This is a genomic window from Paenibacillus marinisediminis, from assembly GCF_054343325.1.
In genome coordinates this window covers 124781-144742 of record NZ_JBTGUH010000006.1, presented here as the reverse complement: position 1 = coordinate 144742, position 19962 = coordinate 124781, and the positions used below count along the sequence as shown (strand labels likewise).

The 19962-nt window shown below is 44.8% G+C and carries 22 protein-coding genes; 11 read left to right on the top strand and 11 right to left on the bottom strand.

What is annotated here, in order from left to right; translation table 11 throughout:
- Nucleotides 1–209: 209 nt before the first annotated feature.
- A complete protein-coding gene (locus tag ACXX53_RS14980; protein WP_458569467.1) occupies nucleotides 210–563 on the bottom strand; it encodes a VOC family protein in 354 nt (117 codons plus the stop codon).
- A 143-nt stretch (nucleotides 564–706) separates the two neighbouring features.
- Between ACXX53_RS14980 and ACXX53_RS14975 the strand changes: the two genes are divergently transcribed.
- The 3 genes from ACXX53_RS14975 to ACXX53_RS14965 all read left to right on the top strand — a co-directional run bounded on the left by ACXX53_RS14975 (nucleotide 707) and on the right by ACXX53_RS14965 (nucleotide 4072).
- Nucleotides 707–1519, top strand: coding sequence for a GNAT family N-acetyltransferase (locus tag ACXX53_RS14975; protein WP_458569466.1), 813 nt, complete (start codon nucleotides 707–709; stop codon nucleotides 1517–1519).
- Nucleotides 1520–1767: 248 nt separating this feature from the next.
- Entirely contained in the window at nucleotides 1768–2481 is a 714-nt protein-coding gene (locus ACXX53_RS14970) for an ABC transporter ATP-binding protein (RefSeq protein WP_458569465.1), read from the top strand.
- On the top strand, nucleotides 2474–4072 hold the full coding sequence (locus tag ACXX53_RS14965) for a hypothetical protein (protein WP_458569464.1): 1599 nt from the start codon (nucleotides 2474–2476) through the stop codon (nucleotides 4070–4072). The genes ACXX53_RS14970 and ACXX53_RS14965 overlap by 8 nt, the downstream gene beginning before the upstream one ends.
- Before the next feature lie 51 nt (nucleotides 4073–4123).
- On the opposite strand, the gene ACXX53_RS14960 is transcribed toward ACXX53_RS14965, so the two are convergent.
- Nucleotides 4124–4822, bottom strand: a complete 699-nt coding sequence (locus tag ACXX53_RS14960) for a Dph6-related ATP pyrophosphatase (protein ID WP_458569463.1) — start codon at nucleotides 4820–4822, stop codon at nucleotides 4124–4126.
- Between the two features lie 152 nt (nucleotides 4823–4974).
- Between ACXX53_RS14960 and ACXX53_RS14955 the strand changes: the two genes are divergently transcribed.
- Both ACXX53_RS14955 and ACXX53_RS14950 read left to right on the top strand, forming a co-directional pair.
- The gene (locus ACXX53_RS14955) at nucleotides 4975–5463 is read left to right on the top strand and encodes a DUF2975 domain-containing protein (protein ID WP_458569462.1); all 489 of its coding nucleotides are present in this window, start codon (nucleotides 4975–4977) and stop codon (nucleotides 5461–5463) included.
- Nucleotides 5464–5478: 15 nt separating this feature from the next.
- Nucleotides 5479–5718, top strand: coding sequence for a helix-turn-helix domain-containing protein (locus ACXX53_RS14950; protein WP_458569461.1), 240 nt, complete (start codon nucleotides 5479–5481; stop codon nucleotides 5716–5718).
- An 81-nt stretch (nucleotides 5719–5799) separates the two neighbouring features.
- Here ACXX53_RS14950 and ACXX53_RS14945 read toward each other — a convergent pair whose 3' ends face one another.
- The 3 genes from ACXX53_RS14945 to ACXX53_RS14935 form a co-directional block, all read right to left on the bottom strand.
- A complete protein-coding gene (locus tag ACXX53_RS14945; protein ID WP_458569460.1) occupies nucleotides 5800–6429 on the bottom strand; it encodes a GNAT family N-acetyltransferase in 630 nt (209 codons plus the stop codon).
- Nucleotides 6430–6631: 202 nt separating this feature from the next.
- Nucleotides 6632–7147 carry a hypothetical protein gene (locus tag ACXX53_RS14940; RefSeq protein ID WP_458569459.1) on the bottom strand — a complete coding sequence of 172 codons (516 nt, stop codon included), beginning with the start codon at nucleotides 7145–7147 and terminating at the stop codon, nucleotides 6632–6634.
- A 19-nt stretch (nucleotides 7148–7166) separates the two neighbouring features.
- Complete coding sequence (locus tag ACXX53_RS14935; RefSeq protein ID WP_458569458.1) at nucleotides 7167–7745, bottom strand: methyltransferase family protein; 579 nt, start codon at nucleotides 7743–7745, stop codon at nucleotides 7167–7169.
- A gap of 394 nt (nucleotides 7746–8139) precedes the next feature.
- Here ACXX53_RS14935 and ACXX53_RS14930 point away from each other — a divergent pair, with 394 nt between their 5' ends.
- On the top strand, nucleotides 8140–8886 hold the full coding sequence (locus tag ACXX53_RS14930; RefSeq protein WP_458569457.1) for a class I SAM-dependent methyltransferase: 747 nt from the start codon (nucleotides 8140–8142) through the stop codon (nucleotides 8884–8886).
- Between the two features lie 76 nt (nucleotides 8887–8962).
- Here ACXX53_RS14930 and ACXX53_RS14925 read toward each other — a convergent pair whose 3' ends face one another.
- From ACXX53_RS14925 to ACXX53_RS14915, 3 genes are all read right to left on the bottom strand, one after another.
- Nucleotides 8963–9445, bottom strand: coding sequence for a hypothetical protein (locus tag ACXX53_RS14925; protein ID WP_458569456.1), 483 nt, complete (start codon nucleotides 9443–9445; stop codon nucleotides 8963–8965).
- 264 nt (nucleotides 9446–9709) lie between these two features.
- The gene (locus ACXX53_RS14920; RefSeq protein ID WP_458569455.1) at nucleotides 9710–10453 is read right to left on the bottom strand and encodes a hypothetical protein; all 744 of its coding nucleotides are present in this window, start codon (nucleotides 10451–10453) and stop codon (nucleotides 9710–9712) included.
- 16 nt (nucleotides 10454–10469) lie between these two features.
- On the bottom strand, nucleotides 10470–11759 hold the full coding sequence (locus ACXX53_RS14915) for an SPFH domain-containing protein (protein WP_458569454.1): 1290 nt from the start codon (nucleotides 11757–11759) through the stop codon (nucleotides 10470–10472).
- A 213-nt stretch (nucleotides 11760–11972) separates the two neighbouring features.
- Here ACXX53_RS14915 and ACXX53_RS14910 point away from each other — a divergent pair, with 213 nt between their 5' ends.
- Nucleotides 11973–12314, top strand: coding sequence for a zinc ribbon domain-containing protein YjdM (locus ACXX53_RS14910; RefSeq protein ID WP_458569453.1), 342 nt, complete (start codon nucleotides 11973–11975; stop codon nucleotides 12312–12314).
- 452 nt (nucleotides 12315–12766) lie between these two features.
- Here ACXX53_RS14910 and ACXX53_RS14905 read toward each other — a convergent pair whose 3' ends face one another.
- The 3 genes from ACXX53_RS14905 to ACXX53_RS14895 are packed head-to-tail and all read right to left on the bottom strand — an operon-like array spanning nucleotide 12767 to nucleotide 16526.
- Nucleotides 12767–13879: a Ger(x)C family spore germination protein gene (locus tag ACXX53_RS14905; RefSeq protein ID WP_458569452.1), complete on the bottom strand. Its 1113-nt coding sequence runs from the start codon at nucleotides 13877–13879 to the stop codon at nucleotides 12767–12769.
- A complete protein-coding gene (locus tag ACXX53_RS14900) occupies nucleotides 13876–14976 on the bottom strand; it encodes a GerAB/ArcD/ProY family transporter (RefSeq protein WP_458569451.1) in 1101 nt (366 codons plus the stop codon). Before ACXX53_RS14900 ends, ACXX53_RS14905 begins: the two co-directional genes overlap by 4 nt.
- Nucleotides 14973–16526, bottom strand: coding sequence for a spore germination protein (locus ACXX53_RS14895; protein ID WP_458569450.1), 1554 nt, complete (start codon nucleotides 16524–16526; stop codon nucleotides 14973–14975). The genes ACXX53_RS14900 and ACXX53_RS14895 overlap by 4 nt, the downstream gene beginning before the upstream one ends.
- Before the next feature lie 252 nt (nucleotides 16527–16778).
- Here ACXX53_RS14895 and ACXX53_RS14890 point away from each other — a divergent pair, with 252 nt between their 5' ends.
- The 4 genes from ACXX53_RS14890 to ACXX53_RS14875 are packed head-to-tail and all read left to right on the top strand — an operon-like array spanning nucleotide 16779 to nucleotide 19936.
- Nucleotides 16779–17672: an NUDIX hydrolase gene (locus ACXX53_RS14890; protein WP_458569449.1), complete on the top strand. Its 894-nt coding sequence runs from the start codon at nucleotides 16779–16781 to the stop codon at nucleotides 17670–17672.
- The gene (pnuC, locus tag ACXX53_RS14885; protein WP_458569448.1) at nucleotides 17669–18352 is read left to right on the top strand and encodes a nicotinamide riboside transporter PnuC; all 684 of its coding nucleotides are present in this window, start codon (nucleotides 17669–17671) and stop codon (nucleotides 18350–18352) included. The genes ACXX53_RS14890 and pnuC overlap by 4 nt, the downstream gene beginning before the upstream one ends.
- Nucleotides 18349–19356, top strand: a complete 1008-nt coding sequence (locus tag ACXX53_RS14880; RefSeq protein WP_458569447.1) for an AAA family ATPase — start codon at nucleotides 18349–18351, stop codon at nucleotides 19354–19356. Before pnuC ends, ACXX53_RS14880 begins: the two co-directional genes overlap by 4 nt.
- 19 nt (nucleotides 19357–19375) lie before the next feature.
- Nucleotides 19376–19936: an NADAR family protein gene (locus ACXX53_RS14875; RefSeq protein ID WP_458569446.1), complete on the top strand. Its 561-nt coding sequence runs from the start codon at nucleotides 19376–19378 to the stop codon at nucleotides 19934–19936.
- Nucleotides 19937–19962 lie beyond the last annotated feature (26 nt).

Sequence of the window (19962 nt, the reverse complement as noted above, 5' to 3'; positions counted from 1 at the left end):
GCCGGGAGCGGACACAGGAGCCGCTATTTGCAGTAAACACCACTAATTCGTCATACTAGCGGACAGTAGAGCCGTTATTTGACCTGAATAAGCAGTTTAGTGCTAGTTTTGAAGCAAATAGCGGCCCCTGTGTCCGTTCAAGTGTGGGTCATCCGGCTTTGCTGTCACCGCAAGACAGCCCCTTCGGTTTAGCTCCATCGGTTACATTTTCATAGGGAACGACTTCTAAACACAACATGATTACCATCGGGATCTGTGAACATCATCGAGCGGCATCCCCAAGGTCTTGTTGTAGGAGGTTCAATAAAATGTACACCTAACGATTTCAACCTATCGTATTCCTCATCTACATTTTCCACTTCAAATGCAATGGACATATTCTCATTTCGAGTTTCCTTGACCTCTCCGTTATTGAATATCGCCAGCGCGGCGCCGTTTGTTCGAATTTCTTGATGGATCGTATCGTCGCAATCGGATGTTGTCTTCAAAATTAATTTATAGAACTCTGCTAATTTTGGAACATCGTCAGTTATCAAGCAAACTCCTGCAAATATCATCCTCATCTATCCCTTCTGTTACATAATGATTAGAATTCGAATCACATTACTTTCTGGAGGCAATGTAGATTTATTAATTATAACAAATACATCCAATGCAACATTTGGTATTATTGAACCAGGCATCCAATATAGGAAGAAGTGATTACATGATATATGAAGCAGATATTCATCTCAGGAGAAAGTTGATTCCGATGTTTGAGCATATGCCTACAATGATTATGCTGTCCAGTCTTCAAGGACATATGGGAACAGCGTGGGTGGATGACCTTTCCAACCCTACAGTTGCCCAGGTTATAGTCGGCGTATGTATATTTTATGCGGGGGATCCTAATGCAGAGGCTGCAGAAGAATTGCTGCTTCATCTGCCAGAAGATAGCTTGGTGATCGTTGACTCCGATGAATGGAAAGAACGAATAGAAGCTGTTCATTACCAGCATAAGCATTCTATTGAGAAACTTGTCCGTTATGCGTTCAAAAAAGACCCCGCACATCTCGATCGCAAGCACATTCAATCCTTCCTCTCTGCCTTGCCAGAAGGATATGAACTTAGAAAGATTGATCATTCTATAGCAAGTGATCCTTCTTTGCACAAGCTATCAGAAGACTTTACAGGGCAATTTAATTCAATAGAAGATTATCTACATAGAGGGATAGGATATTGTATATTGCACGAAGGACAAGTCGTATGTGGTGCATCCAGTTACAGCATCTATGATCATGGAATCGAGATTGAACTTGCGACACATCCTGAGCATCGGCGATTAGGATTAGCGACAGCAGCGACTTCTGCATTGATAGTAGACTGTCTAGATAGAGGAATATATCCAAGTTATGATGCGGCTAACGCTGTATCTGCCGCTCTAGCACAAAAGCTTGGATACATATTGCATGGATCCTATGATACCTACTATATTCATATCGATCGCTCTAGCCATGGAGCTGATTCTGATTATTCTTAATTATTTGCAGAGGTTCTTCGTAGACTTATCATGAAACGCATAGCCTGCCTCAACCAAGCCACTCCCTCCTAGGGGGTGGCTTGATTATGATAGGTGGTATAACGGGCTATTTTTTCGTCGTTAGCTTGAGCAATTGAACGTTCTGAATAGGCTATACGTATTATAGTTGTTCTACTAGAACAGCCTATAGGTAAAAGGATATGAAACAGATGATAAGTTGCGAATACGCATGGAAAGGGTGACGGAAGATGCTTACCATAAAACATTTTTCCAAGCGCTATAAGGGTGGTAAAAAGGCTGTAGATGACTTGAATCTAGTGGTCGAAAGCGGCGACATCTACGGCTTTATCGGTCATAACGGCGCAGGAAAGACGACAACCATCCGAGCTGTAGTTGGTGTCCTTGACTTTGAAGAAGGGGATATCGAAATTGACGGCATCTCGATTAAGAAAGATCCAGTAGCTTGCAAAGCGATTACTGCGTACATTCCGGATAACCCGGATATCTACGAACATCTGACCGGCATTCAGTACTTGAATTTTATAGGCGACCTCTATAACGTATCCAAGGCCGATCGTGAATCACTTATTAAAAAATATGGCGATGACTTTCAGATTACTGCCAATCTGGGGGATATGATCTCCTCGTATTCTCATGGTATGAAGCAGAAGCTGGCGATCATCTCGGCTCTCATTCATAAACCAAAGCTGCTGGTACTGGATGAGCCCTTTGTAGGACTTGATCCGAAGGCGGCTCACATGCTGAAGACGGTCATGGCAGATCTGTGCAGCAATGGTAGTGCCATCTTCTTCTCCACTCATGTACTGGATGTGGCGGAGAAGCTCTGCAATAAGATCGCGATCATCAAGGCGGGAAAATTGATCACTCACGGCAAGACAGCGGAAGTAAAGGGTAACAACAGCCTTGAAGATGTGTTCCTGGAGTTGATAGACCATGATTAATATATGGAGATTAACGAAGCTGCAGCTGCTGTCCTCATTTGGATTGAATAAGGCGCTGCATACGCGCGACGTAAAGGAAAGACGCAAGCTGCTTCTCCTAAGCATCGGCATTCTGATTGGCGTGGCTATGATTGCGGCGGTTTCATTCGGATACAGCTACATGATGGCGCTGTCCTTTGAACAAATAGGTCGGATAGATCTGCTCCTTGCTATTATGATGGTGGCAACTTCTATTATTGGATTCTTTACAACGATCTACAAGGCAAGCGGAGTATTATTCAACTTTAAGGACTATGATCTGGTGATGTCGCTGCCGATCAAGACGAGTCATGTCGTAGCGAGCCGTGTTCTTCAGCTCTATATACTGAATTTATTTTTTACGTTAATGGTGATGGTGCCAGCTGGTGCGGTATATGCGATTAGAGTGAACCCTGAAGCGTTATACTTTCTGTTTTATCTCATCACGCTCTTCGTTATCCCGTTATTGCCGATCATCGCCGCAACCATCATTGGCTCACTGATTAGCTGGATCTCCTCTCGATTTAGAGCGAGTCGAATCATCAGCATCATCTTAACCTTTGCCTTTATCATAGGGTTTATGGTTGTTTCCATGCGCATGGATGGGAACGAGCAGGTGCTTGCTGATATGGGCGCGCAGCTGGCGGATATGATATTCAAGCTGTATCCTTTTGCAGCTCTGTACGTCGAAGCTGTTTGCTCGTATCAGGTCGTTCCACTCCTATTGTTTATTGTCACATCCGTGCTTGCGTTTATGCTGTTTGTCACCGTACTTGGCACCAGATATAAAGCTATACACACGGGATTAACGACCTCTCATGCAAGCGGAAAATATGTTATCAAGCATCTTAACACATCATCGCCATTCCGTGCGCTGTATATGAAGGAGCTGCGCCGCTATTTTAGCTCTTCCTTATATGTGCTGAATACGAGTATTGGAATGGTTCTGCTGCTCGTGATGTCGATCTCCTTATTGTTTATAGGCTCGGGAGAACTCGGGGAACTGATGGAAATCCCGCAATTGTCCGAATACCTGAACAAGCTGGCGCCGCTGGTCGTTTCGATGTTTGTAGCCATAAGCTGCACGACGTCGAGCTCTATTTCTCTAGAAGGCAATAATCTATGGATACTCAAAAGCTCACCTGTACCAAAATCAACGATCCTGCTCAGCAAGGTTGCGGTGAACCTCACCATTACATTGCCGATCTTGATTATCAGCAGTGTCATGCTCATGATATCGCTCGGCACAGGATGGATAGAAAGCATGCTGCTGCTTGTTATCCCATTGATATTTGCTTGTTTTTCAGCAATAATGGGCGTGCTGGTCAACTTGAAGCTTCCTAAACTAGAGTGGACGAGCGAGGTTGCGGTGATCAAACAGAGTGCATCTGTCCTTGTATCCATGCTTATAAGCTTCATAACTCTAGTGATATGCATTGGATTGGCTCTTCTTCTGTCCAATGTAAATGGGGATCTCGTCTTGTTAAGCATCGGACTGCTTATGGCAGTGGTTTGTATCGTGTTGTATCGATATATTCAGACCAAGGGGGAGCAGCTGTTTCAGGCTCTCTAAAAATAGAGGTAGAGGGCACCCCAAGGTCAAAGGGTGCCCTCTATGTTTCCTTTAGTTAGGGTGATGTTCGAGTTCCAACGGCATAAATGCATATTGTCCATCCTTAACAATCTCACATTTGCGAACAGATATAGGATTGTGAAAGATAGGTCCATCTATTACAGTGGTATGGAACTCGCCGCCTTCTCCACATGGATCAATGCCGCGTGCTTCAAGTTCCTTTACATATTCATGGGTTAAGGTTCGCCCCAGATCGTCTTCTCGCATTCCTAATGATAAATTCACAGTTACAACGATCGTTACGAATCCTAGATTGATAAATTCCTCAACCACTTCACGATGATCCACTTCCCATAGAGGCATCCCGAGCTTTAATCCAGCATTCTTCGTCACTTGATCATGCCAGCATCCATGGGCAGGCACATCCAAATCTCCGGTTACCAGCACTTCCGCGCCCTGCTGCTTCGCTTGTCCCAATAGACGCATGAAATTGGCTTCGTAATCATCCCAGCTAGAAGCTGCAGTGTATACAGGCAGACCTATTGCTTCTGCTTGGGCTTGAATTAGATCGGGAGTCATACCGTGGGATCTGGAACGTTTGCCTTCTTCCTCCAACATGACGATCAGTCCGATCGCTTCGCCAACCTTCATAGCTTTATATAGAGCTAACGTGCTGTCCTTTCCTCCACTATAAGAAGCGATAAATTTACGCCCGACAGTCCCATTTCGCCAATCTATATTCTCATCCATAGCTATCTTCTCCTCTGCTTCATTCATTATATTGTATCACTAATGAAAGTATAAATAATTATTGTTTATAGAATAATATTTATTGACAAACGATAAATTCGTAACTACAATAAGGGTGTATTCATTTCAGTAGAAAGCTGAGGCCAGACAATATGAACAATAAGTTGAGTTCGAGAATCATGAACATCATCGTAGTATGCGGCATAGTTTTGTCATTGCTCGCACTTGCAGCCGTGCCATTGGTATTAACTGCATTTCTCAAAAGCGCATTTTCTATATTAGACCAAGGGTTGGTCATTGCCATAACAAGCTGTATCTATTTATGTGCAGTGCCGTATATGATTGCGTTATTTAAGTTAAAGAAGCTTAGCGGCATAGCAGTGAAGAATACGCCTTTCTCCTTCGATACGGTTAAAGCGCTGAGAGTGATCTCGATCTGTGCGTTTAGCGAAATTGTCCTGTTTAACGGATGCTCCTTATATCTGGTGTTCGCTCACGACATGTACCTATATGCATTGACTATTTTCCCTATGATCATCGTTACATTCGTCTCATTAGCTATTGGCTTTTTCAGCTTAACTTTGGCACAATTGTTTGAGCAGGCTGCAATAATCAAGGATGAAAATGATCAGACTATATAAGAGGGAATGATGGTTGTGGCAATTATAGTGAATCTTGATGTGATGATGGCAAAACGAAAGATTAGCTCTACGGAGCTATCCAAACGATTAGATATAACGATGGCGAACCTCTCGATATTGAAGACCAATAAAGCCAAGGCTGTGCGATTCTCGACACTTGATGCCATATGTAGAATCTTAGATTGCCAGCCGGGAGATATATTGGAGTATGTTGAGGATGACGACCAAGAAGAGAGTATAGTGAATACGGAGTGATAGCTGCTCATTCTCCGTTGAATTATAAAAAACTGACCTCCAAGGGTCAGTTTTATTTGCTGTATGAAGGTCGAATGGAGCTTATAATTGGAATAACAAGCTGTAAGTTTCACATGTTTTTTCAAACCCAAGCTTCTCATACATATGTTTAGCCGTATCGTCTTCATCAGCGGTCAGATAGATCATATCTACTCCAGAGAGAATAGCTGTATCTATTAAATGCTTTAATATGCTCGTTCCATATCCTTGGCGCTGCTGTGACGGTGTAACTGCAAAGTCTTCAATCTTAGCCGTGCCGTTATGGATAAATAGATCGCAATTGCCAATTGGGTCATCACCAAGACAGCATACATATGAATCTAATTCGGCAGTAGACAGATATACCTGTCCACGTCTTTGCACCCGTCTTCTGCAAAAATCTTCTCCATACAATGGCTGATCGGTAATCAAGTCAAGCTGCAGGATATGTTCGAGCATGTCCCGACTATCGACCTTTACGATTGAGCAGTTATCATTTATATGCCAATCGGGACTGCCCAGCTTCTTATAAACGTAATGACCGTATCTAGTGACCTCCGGTTGATGTGCGAGAGCGGAGAGATATTGTTCACTGGGGAGGTCATCCATAATGAGCTTGCAATAATCATGACCATCTCTACGACTCCGCATGATTTCTTGTTCAATGAGATCCGTTAGGTTGGTTTCACTCATGTGCTCTCTTATTCTAGTATAGTTGTGGTCATACATATCGGGGAGGAGATGGTCTCTATATGTTATGTATTCCTCATTCTCATCAACGTGTGAGAAGCATCTCGTATAAGCAGACTCACACTCCATTATCTTTTTAACCTTATCCATAAGACCCTCCACATTTCATATCATGATGTTCTAATGCAAAGTAATCCATGTCGAGCTAATGAGCAAATTCATCCCTCAGCTGCTCTATCCAATGATCGACTTCCTTCTTACTATTCATAATGATCAAGTGTTTGTCAGGGTGCTGTTGATGTAAATCTAATATTTTGGACCTGCTTTTCTTAGGGAAAGTCCATATGTACTTCAAAAATGAAATCATCTCCAGGTCCATCTTCTCCACACAGTAATCCGGCAGGTCGGATCGTTTCTTGCCATGACGCTTTAATACTCTGAGCATGCAGAGCAGCCTATTGGTATTCAGATATATGATCGTGTCCGCAGCTTCAGCGCGAATGTTCATGGTTGAGCCGTAATACCCGTCAATCACCCATTTTTCCTGCGAAACCATCGACTTTTGCTTCTCGATCCACTGATCTTTCGGGAGCTGAACCCAGCCGGGCTGCCAAAATTCATTATCAAGGTGGGTGAGTGGGTATCCTGTAATCTCTGCGATCCTCTTCGATAAGTAGCTCTTGCCGCTGCCTGCGCTGCCTACTATCATTACGCGATTCATATGCATGACTGCCTCCTGTTTATATTAGCCAAAAGTAACGCCCCGTTTTATGTTTATACTCTATGTACTCGTTCCCGAAGGCCTTGGGGAGAAATCTTTCTTCCTCCAAGATCTGAAGATGAAGCATAACGATAGTAAGCACACTCAACAGTATAAGCGCGATATTGGAATAAGCTAATCCTAGACCGATGTATAACAGATCAAAGCCTAAGAATGCGGGATTGCGACTAAAACGATAGATGCCGGTAGTGATCATATTCGTCTGCTGCGTTTCATCAACGCCAGCACGCCAGCTGCTCTTCATGGTCGACATCGCGGTGATGAACACGATTGTCCCTAGCAGTGCAATGCCAATACCCGCCCAACGAACAGTCGGATTAGAGACGAGAGATGTATCAAGTAGGATACTAATGATCTGTACGGCGGCTAATGCATATGTAGCAGCTTTAAGTACGGACTCAATGATAAAAGTCTTGCGCTCCTTTGTGCCTTTGCCCATTCGATTGGTCGATATCCCTTTCTGTCTCTGCAGCAGCATCTTGAGCATGTAGCTTCCATAGAAGAGACACCAGACGATCAACCCGGATATAAGCAGCATGTTCAAACCCTCCATTGAATAAAATGAGATTCTATAGCTATGATTAATCCACAAGCCGTGCAGTCACGCAAAAAGCGCTTGTATAACGCTACGCTTGCCAATATACTATATATAATCTTTTCTAATGAGGTGAATGGGATGTCGTTCCGTATCGTTCGAGGTATATAGTTTTCGGGCTGGATAACACGCGTACCAGCTATCAAGGGGGTTCTCTGCCCTTTTGATCCTATGAAAACTATAACGTTGAATGGTGTCGGTTGTCATCCCTTATATTTCTAGCCAAGGGATATCGAGGGTTGCCTGAATAACGGGACTGATGAACAATCATCGGCTCCTATTCGGCAGCACTATAGTCCTTTGGCTTTGTTTATTTCATGGAGAGGATTGAGAATAGATGAATGAAGTAGAATACAGAGCCTTTTATGACCGCGTCGGAAAATTGAATGGGTGGAACTTCAGCAAAGTGAAGTGCATATCGGAAGGAGCGGCGTGGAACTTCCAACAAGAAGTATCCCGCAGATGCAAGAAGTCGGACATCTTGCTCGATATCGGAACTGGCGGCGGGGAAGCGCTGCTGTCTATAGCGGATGCCGCCATGCTGCTAGTAGGAGTCGATAATTCGGCTGGAATGGTTGAGGCCGCACATGCCAATGTGCGCAGGTCCAGCGTATCGAATGTACGCATCCTGCAGATGGACGCCAGCGAGCTCGTGTTCCCAGAGAGATTCTTCAACGTCGTATCTTGCCGGCACTCGCCATTCTCCGCATCAGAAGCAGCTCGTGTCTTAGTAGATGGCGGAGTGTTCCTGACACAGCAAGTGAGTGAGCATGATAAGCTGAATCTCGTCCAAGCATTTGGAAGAAGACGAATAACGGTTGAAGACGGGGCACTCATGAAGAAGTATATGATCGAGCTGCATGAAGCGGGATTTCGCGAGATTCAGTCGTACGAATATGATGCTGCGGAATATTACGAGACGTACGAGGATCTCTTGTTTCTATTGAAGCACACGCCGATCGTTCCAGACTTCGGCAGTCGAGAAGATGACTTTGCTGTACTGGATCAATTCATCAAGGATCATTCAACGAACAAGGGGATTCGAACGAATTCCAAACGCTTTATGATTGTCGCGCGAACATAATAGGTGGTCGAACATAGAGGGATGTCGGAGCGTTAGCTCCAGCATCCCTCTTCTTGCTAATCCATAGGTGTTCGGTTTATGTATAATGCAGTAATGAGCCGCAATACTCGCATTCCTTTTGCTCACCTGGCTTCAACTGAGTCTTAGAACCGCATCCATAGCAGGATATCGTCTTAGGCAGCTGTGGTTCTGCGGCTTTCGGTGCCGCAGCTTGTGGTTCTGTAAAGACCGCGGTGAAAGCAGCCTCGATTGTACCCTGAAGATCGTCTATCCACTCCGAATGATCCTCCATTCGTTGTGCTCCCCTTACTTGCACGTACATGGATGAAGGATCAATTATGACATCTGGTAGCTGCCGAAGATAGGCCATGCGTCTGAGCTCATTGACGACTACGGCATGCCTCTTCTTCACATATTCCGAGATCTCAGGGATATAGGTTACACGCTGCGTATAGATAAGAGAATGATATTGTTTAAATCGTCCGGTTAATCCTTTGTTCATACGGTATGCCAAGTAGTAGCACAAGAAGCAGGGTAATCCAAAAAGCAGCCAAATCATAATATATCCCCATGGACCCTGATCAGTCTCTTGCAGATACTGAACAAAACCCGTCGCTATGGGGAAACTAAGAATTAGAAAAATAACGAGGAGAAAGTTCGCTAATATCTTAATATCCATTATCTTTAGATGTGTATAATTCAGATGTCTCAATAAGCGTATAAGAAGGAGAGGTATCCCTATTGGAAAACAGAATATGAGCCATAGAATAACAGCTAAGTTACTAATTGCAGGTTTATTATCTGGACCCATGGAATCTCCCCCTTACTTTAGAGTCAACAGCTGCTGATTGCGTTTGTTCAAGTCACTGAGAATATCTTGGATCAATCTATATGGCAGCTCCGTCTGATAGTCGCCTTGATTGTTGTTCCGTATATTCAGCACACATCGTTGAAGCTCAGTGGCTTGCCACAGCATGCTCTCTTCTAAGGGAACTATAGATGGATGACTGACAGGATCGCTGTACTTCACTTGTTCTTCCAAGCGTATAACCTTGCGTTTGATGTCCGCGAGTTCGGTGTGATTAAGCTCTGACAGCTCGTATGCCACAGAGGATACGATCAGCTCAATCTGCTGCATCAACTCGGTCTGATTCTTGACTTCCGTATCTTGATCATTGATATAGTTCCGAGTCATGATGGCAATGATGACTCCGATTGCGGCAAGAGCGGCTGTTATGATCTGAATCGTGAGATACACGATAATGGGCGTTTCCCATACCAGCCAGAACAGCAAGATATTCGCAATCACGACTGCGGCGTACAATCCAATCACGGTGCCGATTGCAAGATAGCCCGGAACTTGCTGATTCACTTGATTATTATTGCGAGCCCAGAACATCGAATAGATATATGCGGTCAGTTCAACTAACAACAGTGAAGCAAGTGATATCCACCAATGTGGCTGAAACAATGTTGGTAAACCGAGAGCTAAGAATAAAGACAGAGTAATGAGCAATACAAAAGCGAATAAGGCAGTTACTAGTCCTGAATGACGGAATCGATTCACTCTATTTCCCTCCCTATTAAATCAACCTATGTCCACATTCTAAGCAGAACTTCTGTCCTGGCTGCACCTCAGTCTGACATTGCCCGCATTGTAAAGTCGTGCTTGATCCGCATTCTGGGCAGAATTTAGCATTAGGCGCTACCATTGCACTGCATTGAGGGCATGGGATACCTAATGAAGCTCCGCAACGAGTGCAGCTGCGTGCATCCTTCGGATTATCAGCTTTGCAATTCGGACATGCATGATAAGCATCGCCGCAGTGCGGACAGAACTTAGAGTTCGGTGACATTGACTGACCGCAGTTATTGCAGGTAAGCGCATTCGCGGCGGTTGATTCGACCGCCAAGGAGTTCCCGCAGGCCGAACAGAAACGGGCGTCAGAATGGTTTACTGTCTGACACTTGGCACAGGTGCGCTGCGCATTGGATGTGGTCATCTGGTTCGCTAATTGCGAGAACATGCCGCCGATCGGTTGCGCCATGCCGAAGCCCATTGCCGCCCCGATTCCTGCATCCATCATGGAAGAACCAGTGCCAGGACTCTTAGCTGCTCCTTCGAGCGTGTCAAACGTTCGTTCCTGCTGATAGGTATAGCCGAGAATATCCATCTCCGCACGCTTAGCCAGCGCATCTTTCAGCCGGATAGTGGCAGGGTCGTCATCAGGGACGTTGATAGAGAGCACATTGAAGTTGAGGAGTCGAATGCCATACTCTGCGAATACAGGCCCTACGCTTTCCTGCATATGCTTCGAGATATCTTCGACATACGCATTAATGTCCAAGATGCTAATCTTCTTATGTACAAGGTAGCTTGATATGTACTTATTGATGTTCATCAGGAGAATGCCGTTAAAGTGTTTCCCTAATGTGTCATAATCAAATACACGAAGTGTGCCGTTCAACTTAATGAGAAACTGCCGCGCATTCTCGATCTGCACGCCATATTGACCGAATCCTCTTACCGAGACGGGGAGCTGATACTTAGGGTCCTGTAATTGGATAGGGGATGGCGTACCCCATTTGATATCTAGTGAATGAGCTTTATTAATAAACCAAACCTCAGCAGCAAATGGCGACTTGCCCCCGAACGGTAGATTAACGAAGGAAGATAGAAGCGGTATATTCTGAGTAGATAAGGTGTGTCGTCCAGCACCGAACGAATCCAGCGCTTTACCTCCTTTAAAGAGGATTGCTTCTTGAGACTCGTTGACGATGAGCTGTGTCCATGTAGATAGCTCCTCGCTTGGGTATTTCCAGGCCAGAACACCTGCAGGGCCATTGAATTTGACGACATCTATGATTGCCATGCGGATAACTCCTCTCGCAATTCTATAATTTTCCTATGCAATATATTGTAATACGACACAGTTTATATTTCGACTCAAATATGGGGTATTCAGAGAAACAATTTTTGAAGTAGGCCAGTTCAGTAGGCACAGTATTATATTCCTATAAAAAGGAAACGAATAAATATTTCGTATATGCTAGAATTAACAGTAAAGAATGGAGGAATTAATCACATGTCTAATTTACCTAATTGTCCGCAATGCAGTTCAGAATACACATACGAAGATGGAAGCTTGTTGGTTTGCCCAGAATGTGCGCATGAGTGGAGTCCGGAAGCTGACAGCGATCATCATGAAGATATCAAGGTTGTCCGTGACGCGAACGGCAACGTCTTGAATGACGGCGATACCGTAACGGTTATCAAAGATCTTAAAGTAAAGGGAAGCTCTTCGACCCTTAAAATAGGCACGAAAGTGAGAAATATCCGCCTGGTTGATGGGGATCACGATATTGACTGCAAGATTGATGGATTCGGAGCTATGAAGCTGAAGTCAGAATTTGTGAAAAAGGTATAGGAATCGTATGCAAGCGATGGAATCGCAAGGTTAAAATAGATAAGGGGTTGTCCTAAAACAACCCTTCTTTGTTTCTACACCACTAAAAAACCGCTTAACTAGTCGATGAGACTGGATCAGCGGTTTTTTAGTGCGCTTTGTGCCAGGAAACAGTGGGCGATAAGCTGATTGCATCATTGGGTGGCACCATAGCGTGGCAGCATGATCATAAAGACCGCATAGCCCGACTAAACGGACACAGGGGCCGTTATTTCATGATTTCGGGTTGTTTTGGGGAGGTTTGCGGACACAGAAGACGCTATTTGCTTCAAAACTGGCACTAAACTGCTTATTCGGGTCAAATAACGGCTCTACAGTCCGCTAGTATGGCGAATTAGTGGTTTTCGCCACAAATAACGGCTCGTGTGTCCGCTGAGATGCTAAAAAATGACTAAGGGGCAGCCCCTTTTTTGCTACTTGATTGTTCCCATACCGTTGATCGCTACCTTTACGTTCACATGGACATCTGCCTTAGATAAAGCCGCACCCCAATCATCCTGCACTTTTTTCCATTGCGCATATTCATAGGCTCTTGCAAACGGGCCAAATCCAATCGGATCGATCTCTGCGGCTTGAATCTTCTTAATCAGCAACTCAAAGTTCTTCTTGAGTTCGTCTTGAATTTGTTGTTCCAACTCATGAATGCCATTCTTGTCTTCAAAGTCGAATAGGCGCTCATTCACGATAATTTTCATCTTTACTCCAACATTGAATGTAAATCGGTCATCCACGTAATCTGTCTTTGTCTTGACACTGATCTTTTCGGGGTAGAAGCTTAATCTATTTTCGTGGAATAAACCCTTATTATGTTGATCTGGCAGAGTAATGGTAAACGTGAACAAGCCATCCGTTTCATGCCGTAAGATTCGTAAGAGCATATTTTGATTAGGATTGAGGGTCATTTTATATATGCCCGATTCATCCAATAATGCTGTGCCCGTTATTTTAACATCACTATCTGGCTTAAACGCAGTTATGCTGGGAGTTACCCCTTTATCCATATATTGACGACGAAGCTTTTGAAGTGATGTTTTAACGGTAATGTTTACTTTAAGGGAAGAATTAATTAGGTTCATCAAATATACAGGGAGACGCGGTTTGTCTTTAGGTTTAAGTGAGAAGATGTCCGCAACGCGACCATCTACCATGACAACAGTGGACAATGATGGGTTCCTGCCATCCCTATAAACGGTATCCAGGAGATTGAACCAATCCTCATGCTCAAACACTCGCTTGCCAATGAGTATAACTTGAACCTTGCCTCGACTCGTCAAGGCTGTGATGGTGGAATCGAATTCTTGTCTTGATTGTCTGATCGAGATGGCCTTAACGACAGTCGTCTCTTGCTTCTCAATGGCTTCCTTATGAAAGACAGGACTCGATGATGAAATAATAAGGTTGTTCTCATCATCGAGGTCTATTCCTAATAATAAGGATAGTGATATATCTTCAATATCAATTCGATCTGTACAGCCAGCAAGGAGGAAAAGTGACAACAGTAGACTATATAAGCAAACACGCTTCACTGGGATTCACTCCGTTGTAAGGAATTAAGCACACTTATATATAAGTAAAGCAGGAGTGGAAATACATAGGCGACCCCAAGCCCTGCCTTACTAATGAACGTGATCGCTTGGTCTGTCTTATGCCATGAAGGATGAAGGAAGTAGATGAGTATGATGATCAGCAGCAACAATAGAGCACCGAAAGAACTAGAATCTTTTTTCCCAAGTAAATGAGCAGTATTAATGGCCATTCCCATCATATATGGAATCCAAGATGTCGTAACTACGAACAAATATATAGCCAAAAAAACCATGTCAAAACGCTCGAGAAAGTGAAATTCGATATTTTTCAACAAGTTGAACACAGGCTGATTATAGGATGTGATCTCGTCAGGACTAAAAAAGGCAAAGCAAGTCAAGGTGACTGCCAGATATACGATAATTGTGATGGTATTGGCAATGACGACTCCGCGAATAGCGAGATGTTTTGTCTGCAGCAATGGGTATATGAAAAATATGACCTCGAAGCCGAGGAAGGAATAGGTAGCCGCTTGCGCTCCTTTTAATATAGGTCCCCAACCTTCCTTGACGAACGGAAGCAGATTAATCCAGTGGCTGTCCTTCAAAGGAACCAGCAAGAATAAGAACATCAGGATGAACATGTAAAAAACCAGCTCACAATACCGACCTAATATACGAATCCCTTTTCCAGCTATAAAAAAACCAGGAATTGTCAATAAGATCATGACCAGATAATCGGGAGTGAGAGGCAGAAACCATTGTTTAATGTATAGCATCGTCAATGTGAGTAAGTTATAGGTGAAAAATGCAAAGTAAAGGATAAATGGAATGAGGAGCACCTTTCCGATAAACTTGCCGAATAAGCGGATCATCAGATCCGCTAGTGTATCATCGGGATATCTTCTAAATATCAGCACAATGATGATACCGGCAATTACGTTAATGAGCCAGCCAAGGACAAGGGATATCCAACCATCTGTTCCAGCTTGTTCAGCCAGATACTTGGGAAGAGCAAATATTCCAATTCCCACTTGGGTCCCGTGTATGATAAAGACAAATTGCATGAAAGTGATATCACTAAGCCCATATTTTTTCAAGAGTTCTCTTCACCTCGCTGACTGTTCTGACTGTTCTGTCTGACGGATTGCAGGTTGCCTTTACTTTCAGGACGCTTACTCATCTTCCATATAGGTAGACGAATAAATGCATCCTTCATATTAGCAATTCTCCACGGTGCCAAAGGGCTTCCATAAGGGGTCCCCAACGATTCAAGAGATACGAAATGTACAGTCAAGATGATTGCTCCCGTAACAATCCCCACAATTCCAAACATGGAAGCTAATATCATCATAGGGAACCGAAGAAGCCGAATTGCCGCACCCATATCATAGTTAGGAATAATAAAGGATGCGATCGCTGTAGTAGCAACGATAATGACCATAATATTGCTGACAAGTCCTGCTTGCACAGCAGCCTGACCGATAACGATACCTCCTACTATGCCAATGGTTTGACCGATGGCAGTAGGCAGTCGAATGCTCGCTTCTCTCATCATTTCGATCGTAATTTCCATTAGAATAGCCTCAAAGAATGGCGGGAATGGAACAACCGCTCTTGTCTGGGCAATCGATAGAATGAACTGCAACGGAATTACCTCGTAATTATATGAGATCAACGCAATATACGTTGCAGGCAAGAACAGAGCAACTCCTAAAGCAAAGAAACGGAGAACTCGAATAAATGAAGCAATAAGCCATCGGCTATTGTAATCATCCACACTTTGAAAGAAAGAGATAAAGCTTGCAGGAGCAACCATTACCGTGGGAGATCGGTCTACAACAACAATGAATTTGCCTTCCAGAATATTGGCTGCGGATGTGTCAGGTCTCTCTGTTAACAAGAGCTGAGGAAAAGGTGAATACGGGTTATCCTCGATGAATTCAGCTAATTCGCCTGTATTGGTAATGGCATCGGTATCAACTTGATTAATTCTCAATTCAAGTTCCTCGAGCAGCTTGGGATCAGCTACATCTGCCAAATATAAGATCGAGACTTTCGTTTTGCCGCGTCGACCTACGGTAAGTTCTTTGATCTTTAGCTCTCGGTTAGGGATATATCTTCGAATCAACGCGATATTTTGGCTCCCTGATTCGACAAAGCCGATATGAGCCCCTCGAAGAGATGCTTCAATCTTAGAATCTTCGACGCTCCTTTGGGGACCTCCCTTCGTAGCATAGATAGTGGCATTGGATTGTCCATCGATAAATAGCACACTATTCCCTTGCAGAATGGCATCTTCGACTTTATTCCAATCCGATGCCATACGAATGCTGCCCAAGCTGACTTGGGGTGATTGAATCTGCTGTTCTGTCGCTCCGTGCATCAGTTCACGAAGGATGTTATTGTTAATCTCCTGTATATCGACCATGTTGTCCAAGTATACGAGTGCTGCTGAAGTTCCTGCTTGGTCGGCTTGGATCCGACGAATGACCAATTCTGGAGTTAGATTGAACAATTGCTCAAGGCGGTTTAAGTTAGCGGTAAGTTTGGAGCTGATAGGAACGATCTCCTGAGAAGAGCTGGGATCCTTAGGCGTTTGATACTTTGTATTGCGTTCTCCCATTAAACGTTTTATTAAAGAAAACATAAGTAATCACCCTGCCTTGGCTTTTCTGTTAGATTTTGAATGATACCATCAAGGTTTTCCAGAATGGGGTGGAATAATACCTTATATCAGGGGTTAGTCCGATAGGGCGCCAAGCGGTATGCTGGGCGTTTTTTTGTTGCCTCATCATTCAACTGGATACTTAGAAAAATTTGGCTTGATTGGTGAATGATCATATGTTACATTGTTATTAACCAATTGATAATATCAAAATGAAAATAAGAGGTGCTTGCCATGGAACCACTTAATAAACAAGGGCTAACGGAAGCGGAATTCCTGAAGCAATATGATGCTGGAGACTACGAGCGCCCCTCCGTTGCCACTGACATAGCGGTGTTCGCTGTTTCTAGCGAGGAGGAAGACAACTATCGGAAGCTGCCGGAGAAGAGCTTGAAGCTGCTCATGATTAAGCGCGGCGAGCATCCCTACATCGGACAGTGGGCGCTTGCCGGAGGGTTCGTTAAACCCCACGAGACGACGGAACAGGCTGCCCAGCGGGAGCTTGCGGAGGAGACCGGGGTTAGCGATGTATATCTGGAGCAGCTGTACACGTTCAGTGACCCTGGCCGCGATCCGAGAACGTGGGTCATCTCTTGCTCTTACCTGGCGCTGGTGGACAGCAGCAAGCTTACGATTCAGGCAGGCGATGATGCCTCGGACGTCGCATGGTTCGATGTTCAATATAAGCTCCTGCGTGAAGTGAAGGAGATGCTGCCAGTGGGAAGCGTTAAGCAATCGACCTGGCTCTTAAACCTTTCCCATGGCGACATTCGACTCGAAGCAGAGATCGTATGCACGAAGACAGCTGATGAATTTACCGTAACGACCGATTATGCCGTGGCGGCATCGAGCCAGATTGCATTTGACCATGCCAAGATCATTGCCTATGCCATCGAGCGACTACGGGGGAAGGTAGAGTACACGAATATCGCGTTCAATCTTATGCCTGCGCTGTTTACATTAACGGAGCTTCAGAAGGTATACGAGATCATATTGGATAAAGAGTTATTGAAGGCAAACTTCAGACGCAAGATCGCGGAGCTCGTCATCGAGACAGATCAGTACACGCAGCATGCAGGGCATCGACCTTCGCGATTATTCAAACGGAATATGGAGGGATTAGGATGAAGGAGAGATGGAGCTGGAGAGGCTGGAATCTGTATGAAATGGTATGGTTAGCGCTGTTCTCCAGCGTAGCTATTGTATTGACGGTGTTGACGAAGGACTCGCTGTTTGGATTCACGGTATTCTTCACAGGTGTATGGTGTGTCATGTTAGCGGCTAAGGGCAACCTGATGACGTATGTGTTCGGTATGTACAATACATTCGGCTATGCCTATCTGTCGTATACGAACGGACTGTTCGGCGAAGTGATGCTGAATCTGCTGTTCTTCGTTCCGATGAATGTGATCGGGTTCATCATGTGGAAGAAGAATCAACAGGGCGGCAAGCTGACTATGCGGCAAATGAACATCAGAGGCGTGCTCATGGTCATCCTAGCGTGTGTGATCGGCAGCGCTGGACTCGGCTTCGGGCTATCCTTCATTCCAACTCAGAATTCACCGTATATTGATGCAACAACGACCATTCTCTCGATCATCGCCACATTTCTAATGGTCAGACGATATAAGGAGCAATGGTTGGTCTATATCATTCTGAATATATTTACCGTGCTGTTGTGGATCATTCGAACGATCGATGGCAGTCCAGACGGCATGCTGATGATCGTGATGTGGAGCGCCTACTTAATCAATGCGATCTATGGATACTACAATTGGAGCAAGGGTGCTAGGGAGGCGGCGTTATGAAGACACTAGGTTTAACATTAGGGAAGTTTGCACCGTTGCACAAGGGCCATCAATTCATGATCGAGACGGCGCTGAAGGAAGTCGATGAACTGATTGTCGTCATTTACGATACAGAAGTAACCACGATTCCGCTTCACATCCGGGCGAATTGGATTCGCAAGCTGTACCCGACGGCAAGAGTGATCGAAGCTTGGGACGGACCAGACGGTTATTCGAATGATAGAGAGCATGAGATTAGAGAAGAGCAATATATTCTTGGGCTGTTAAATGGCGAACAGGTCACACACTTCTACTCCAGTGAGTTCTATGGCGAGCATATGAGTCTAGCGTTAGGGGCGATAGATAGAAGAGTAGATGAACCACGGGCGCAGGTGCCCATTTCTGCTACAATGATCCGTTCGAATCCCTATGAGCATCGGTCTTATATAAGTGATATCGTATACCGCGATCTCATCACGAAGGTGGTGTTCGTAGGGGCGATGTCCACCGGGAAGTCGACGATAACAGAAGCGCTGGCTGCGCGGTACGAGACAACCTTCGCTAGTGAGTATGGCCGGGATTACTGGACAGAGCATCAGGTGGATCGAAGAATTGGCCTAGCGGCATTCGACGAGATCGCAGTTGGGCATATCGAGCGGGAAGAGAAGGCGTTACTTGAAGCGAATCGCTATCTGTTTGTTGATACGAATGCGATCACAACGTATATGTTTGCTCTCGATTATCACGGTCAGGCGCCGGAGCTGTTAACCCGATTGGCATTGGAAAATGCAAAGCGATACGACCTATTCTTCCTATGTGATGACGATATTCCATATGACGATACATGGGACCGCAGCGGCGATCAGAAGCGCCACGTATTCCATAAACAGATTATCGCGGATCTGAAGGAGCGGCGCATTCCATACATCACGCTGCGGGGCAGTCTGGAGGAACGCATGCGCAAGGTGGATGAAGTGCTGGCTGACTATACGCCTTATAGCAATTATTTTGGAAGTAATAGATGAGTAAAGGGAGGGATGCGGAATGTATCTCCTGCATGAATTGCAGCAAGATTACCAGCGGGGAATGAAGCTGAAGTTCTTGTTCTTCTGGGGGCATCGTCCATCTGCCGATGGGAGCGTCACGAAGAGCTGCTTGAGCCAATGGTGGAAATGCCGATTCACCCTCGATGGAGTCACCTACAGCAGTGCGGAACAATATATGATGGCTGAGAAGGCAAGGCTGTTTCAGGATCATGACATATACAATCAGATCATAGCTTCCCATGATCCTAAGCGGATTAAAGCCTTGGGGAGACAAGTGCGTGGATTCGACGCTGAGCTGTGGGACCAACACCGATATGATATTGTCGTACGCGGCAACTATGCGAAATTTTCACAAGACATGCAGCTTAGGGACTTCTTATTAGGCACGAAAAATCGGGTGCTGGTTGAGGCGAGTCCAGTTGATCGGATATGGGGAATCGGAATGGCTGCGGACCATGAGTCGATTGAGAACCCGATGTTGTGGAAGGGTCAGAATCTATTAGGATTCGCCTTGATGGATGCTAGGCAGATGCTATTGGGAGCGGGGAGCGTCGAATAGATGCAGTTAGTTACGCAACAGTGAGC

What these genes read in the sequence shown, in the direction of transcription:
- ACXX53_RS14940 (WP_458569459.1), bottom strand. Translation starts at nt 7,147, where the DNA reads ATGAATCGCGTAATGATAGTAGGCAGCGCAGGCAGCGGCAAGAGCTAC.
- ACXX53_RS14875 (WP_458569446.1), top strand. Translation starts at nt 19,376, where the DNA reads ATGTATCTCCTGCATGAATTGCAGCAAGATTACCAGCGGGGAATGAAG.
- ACXX53_RS14910 (WP_458569453.1), top strand. Translation starts at nt 11,973, where the DNA reads ATGTCTAATTTACCTAATTGTCCGCAATGCAGTTCAGAATACACATAC.
- ACXX53_RS14930 (WP_458569457.1), top strand. Translation starts at nt 8,140, where the DNA reads ATGAATGAAGTAGAATACAGAGCCTTTTATGACCGCGTCGGAAAATTG.
- ACXX53_RS14890 (WP_458569449.1), top strand. Translation starts at nt 16,779, where the DNA reads ATGGAACCACTTAATAAACAAGGGCTAACGGAAGCGGAATTCCTGAAG.
- ACXX53_RS14895 (WP_458569450.1), bottom strand. Translation starts at nt 16,526, where the DNA reads ATGTTTTCTTTAATAAAACGTTTAATGGGAGAACGCAATACAAAGTAT.
- ACXX53_RS14880 (WP_458569447.1), top strand. Translation starts at nt 18,349, where the DNA reads ATGAAGACACTAGGTTTAACATTAGGGAAGTTTGCACCGTTGCACAAG.
- ACXX53_RS14975 (WP_458569466.1), top strand. Translation starts at nt 707, where the DNA reads ATGATATATGAAGCAGATATTCATCTCAGGAGAAAGTTGATTCCGATG.
- ACXX53_RS14915 (WP_458569454.1), bottom strand. Translation starts at nt 11,759, where the DNA reads ATGGCAATCATAGATGTCGTCAAATTCAATGGCCCTGCAGGTGTTCTG.
- ACXX53_RS14955 (WP_458569462.1), top strand. Translation starts at nt 4,975, where the DNA reads ATGAACAATAAGTTGAGTTCGAGAATCATGAACATCATCGTAGTATGC.
- ACXX53_RS14965 (WP_458569464.1), top strand. Translation starts at nt 2,474, where the DNA reads ATGATTAATATATGGAGATTAACGAAGCTGCAGCTGCTGTCCTCATTT.
- ACXX53_RS14960 (WP_458569463.1), bottom strand. Translation starts at nt 4,822, where the DNA reads ATGGATGAGAATATAGATTGGCGAAATGGGACTGTCGGGCGTAAATTT.
- ACXX53_RS14980 (WP_458569467.1), bottom strand. Translation starts at nt 563, where the DNA reads ATGAGGATGATATTTGCAGGAGTTTGCTTGATAACTGACGATGTTCCA.
- ACXX53_RS14935 (WP_458569458.1), bottom strand. Translation starts at nt 7,745, where the DNA reads ATGCTGCTTATATCCGGGTTGATCGTCTGGTGTCTCTTCTATGGAAGC.
- pnuC (WP_458569448.1), top strand. Translation starts at nt 17,669, where the DNA reads ATGAAGGAGAGATGGAGCTGGAGAGGCTGGAATCTGTATGAAATGGTA.
- ACXX53_RS14970 (WP_458569465.1), top strand. Translation starts at nt 1,768, where the DNA reads ATGCTTACCATAAAACATTTTTCCAAGCGCTATAAGGGTGGTAAAAAG.
- ACXX53_RS14945 (WP_458569460.1), bottom strand. Translation starts at nt 6,429, where the DNA reads ATGAGTGAAACCAACCTAACGGATCTCATTGAACAAGAAATCATGCGG.
- ACXX53_RS14925 (WP_458569456.1), bottom strand. Translation starts at nt 9,445, where the DNA reads ATGATTTGGCTGCTTTTTGGATTACCCTGCTTCTTGTGCTACTACTTG.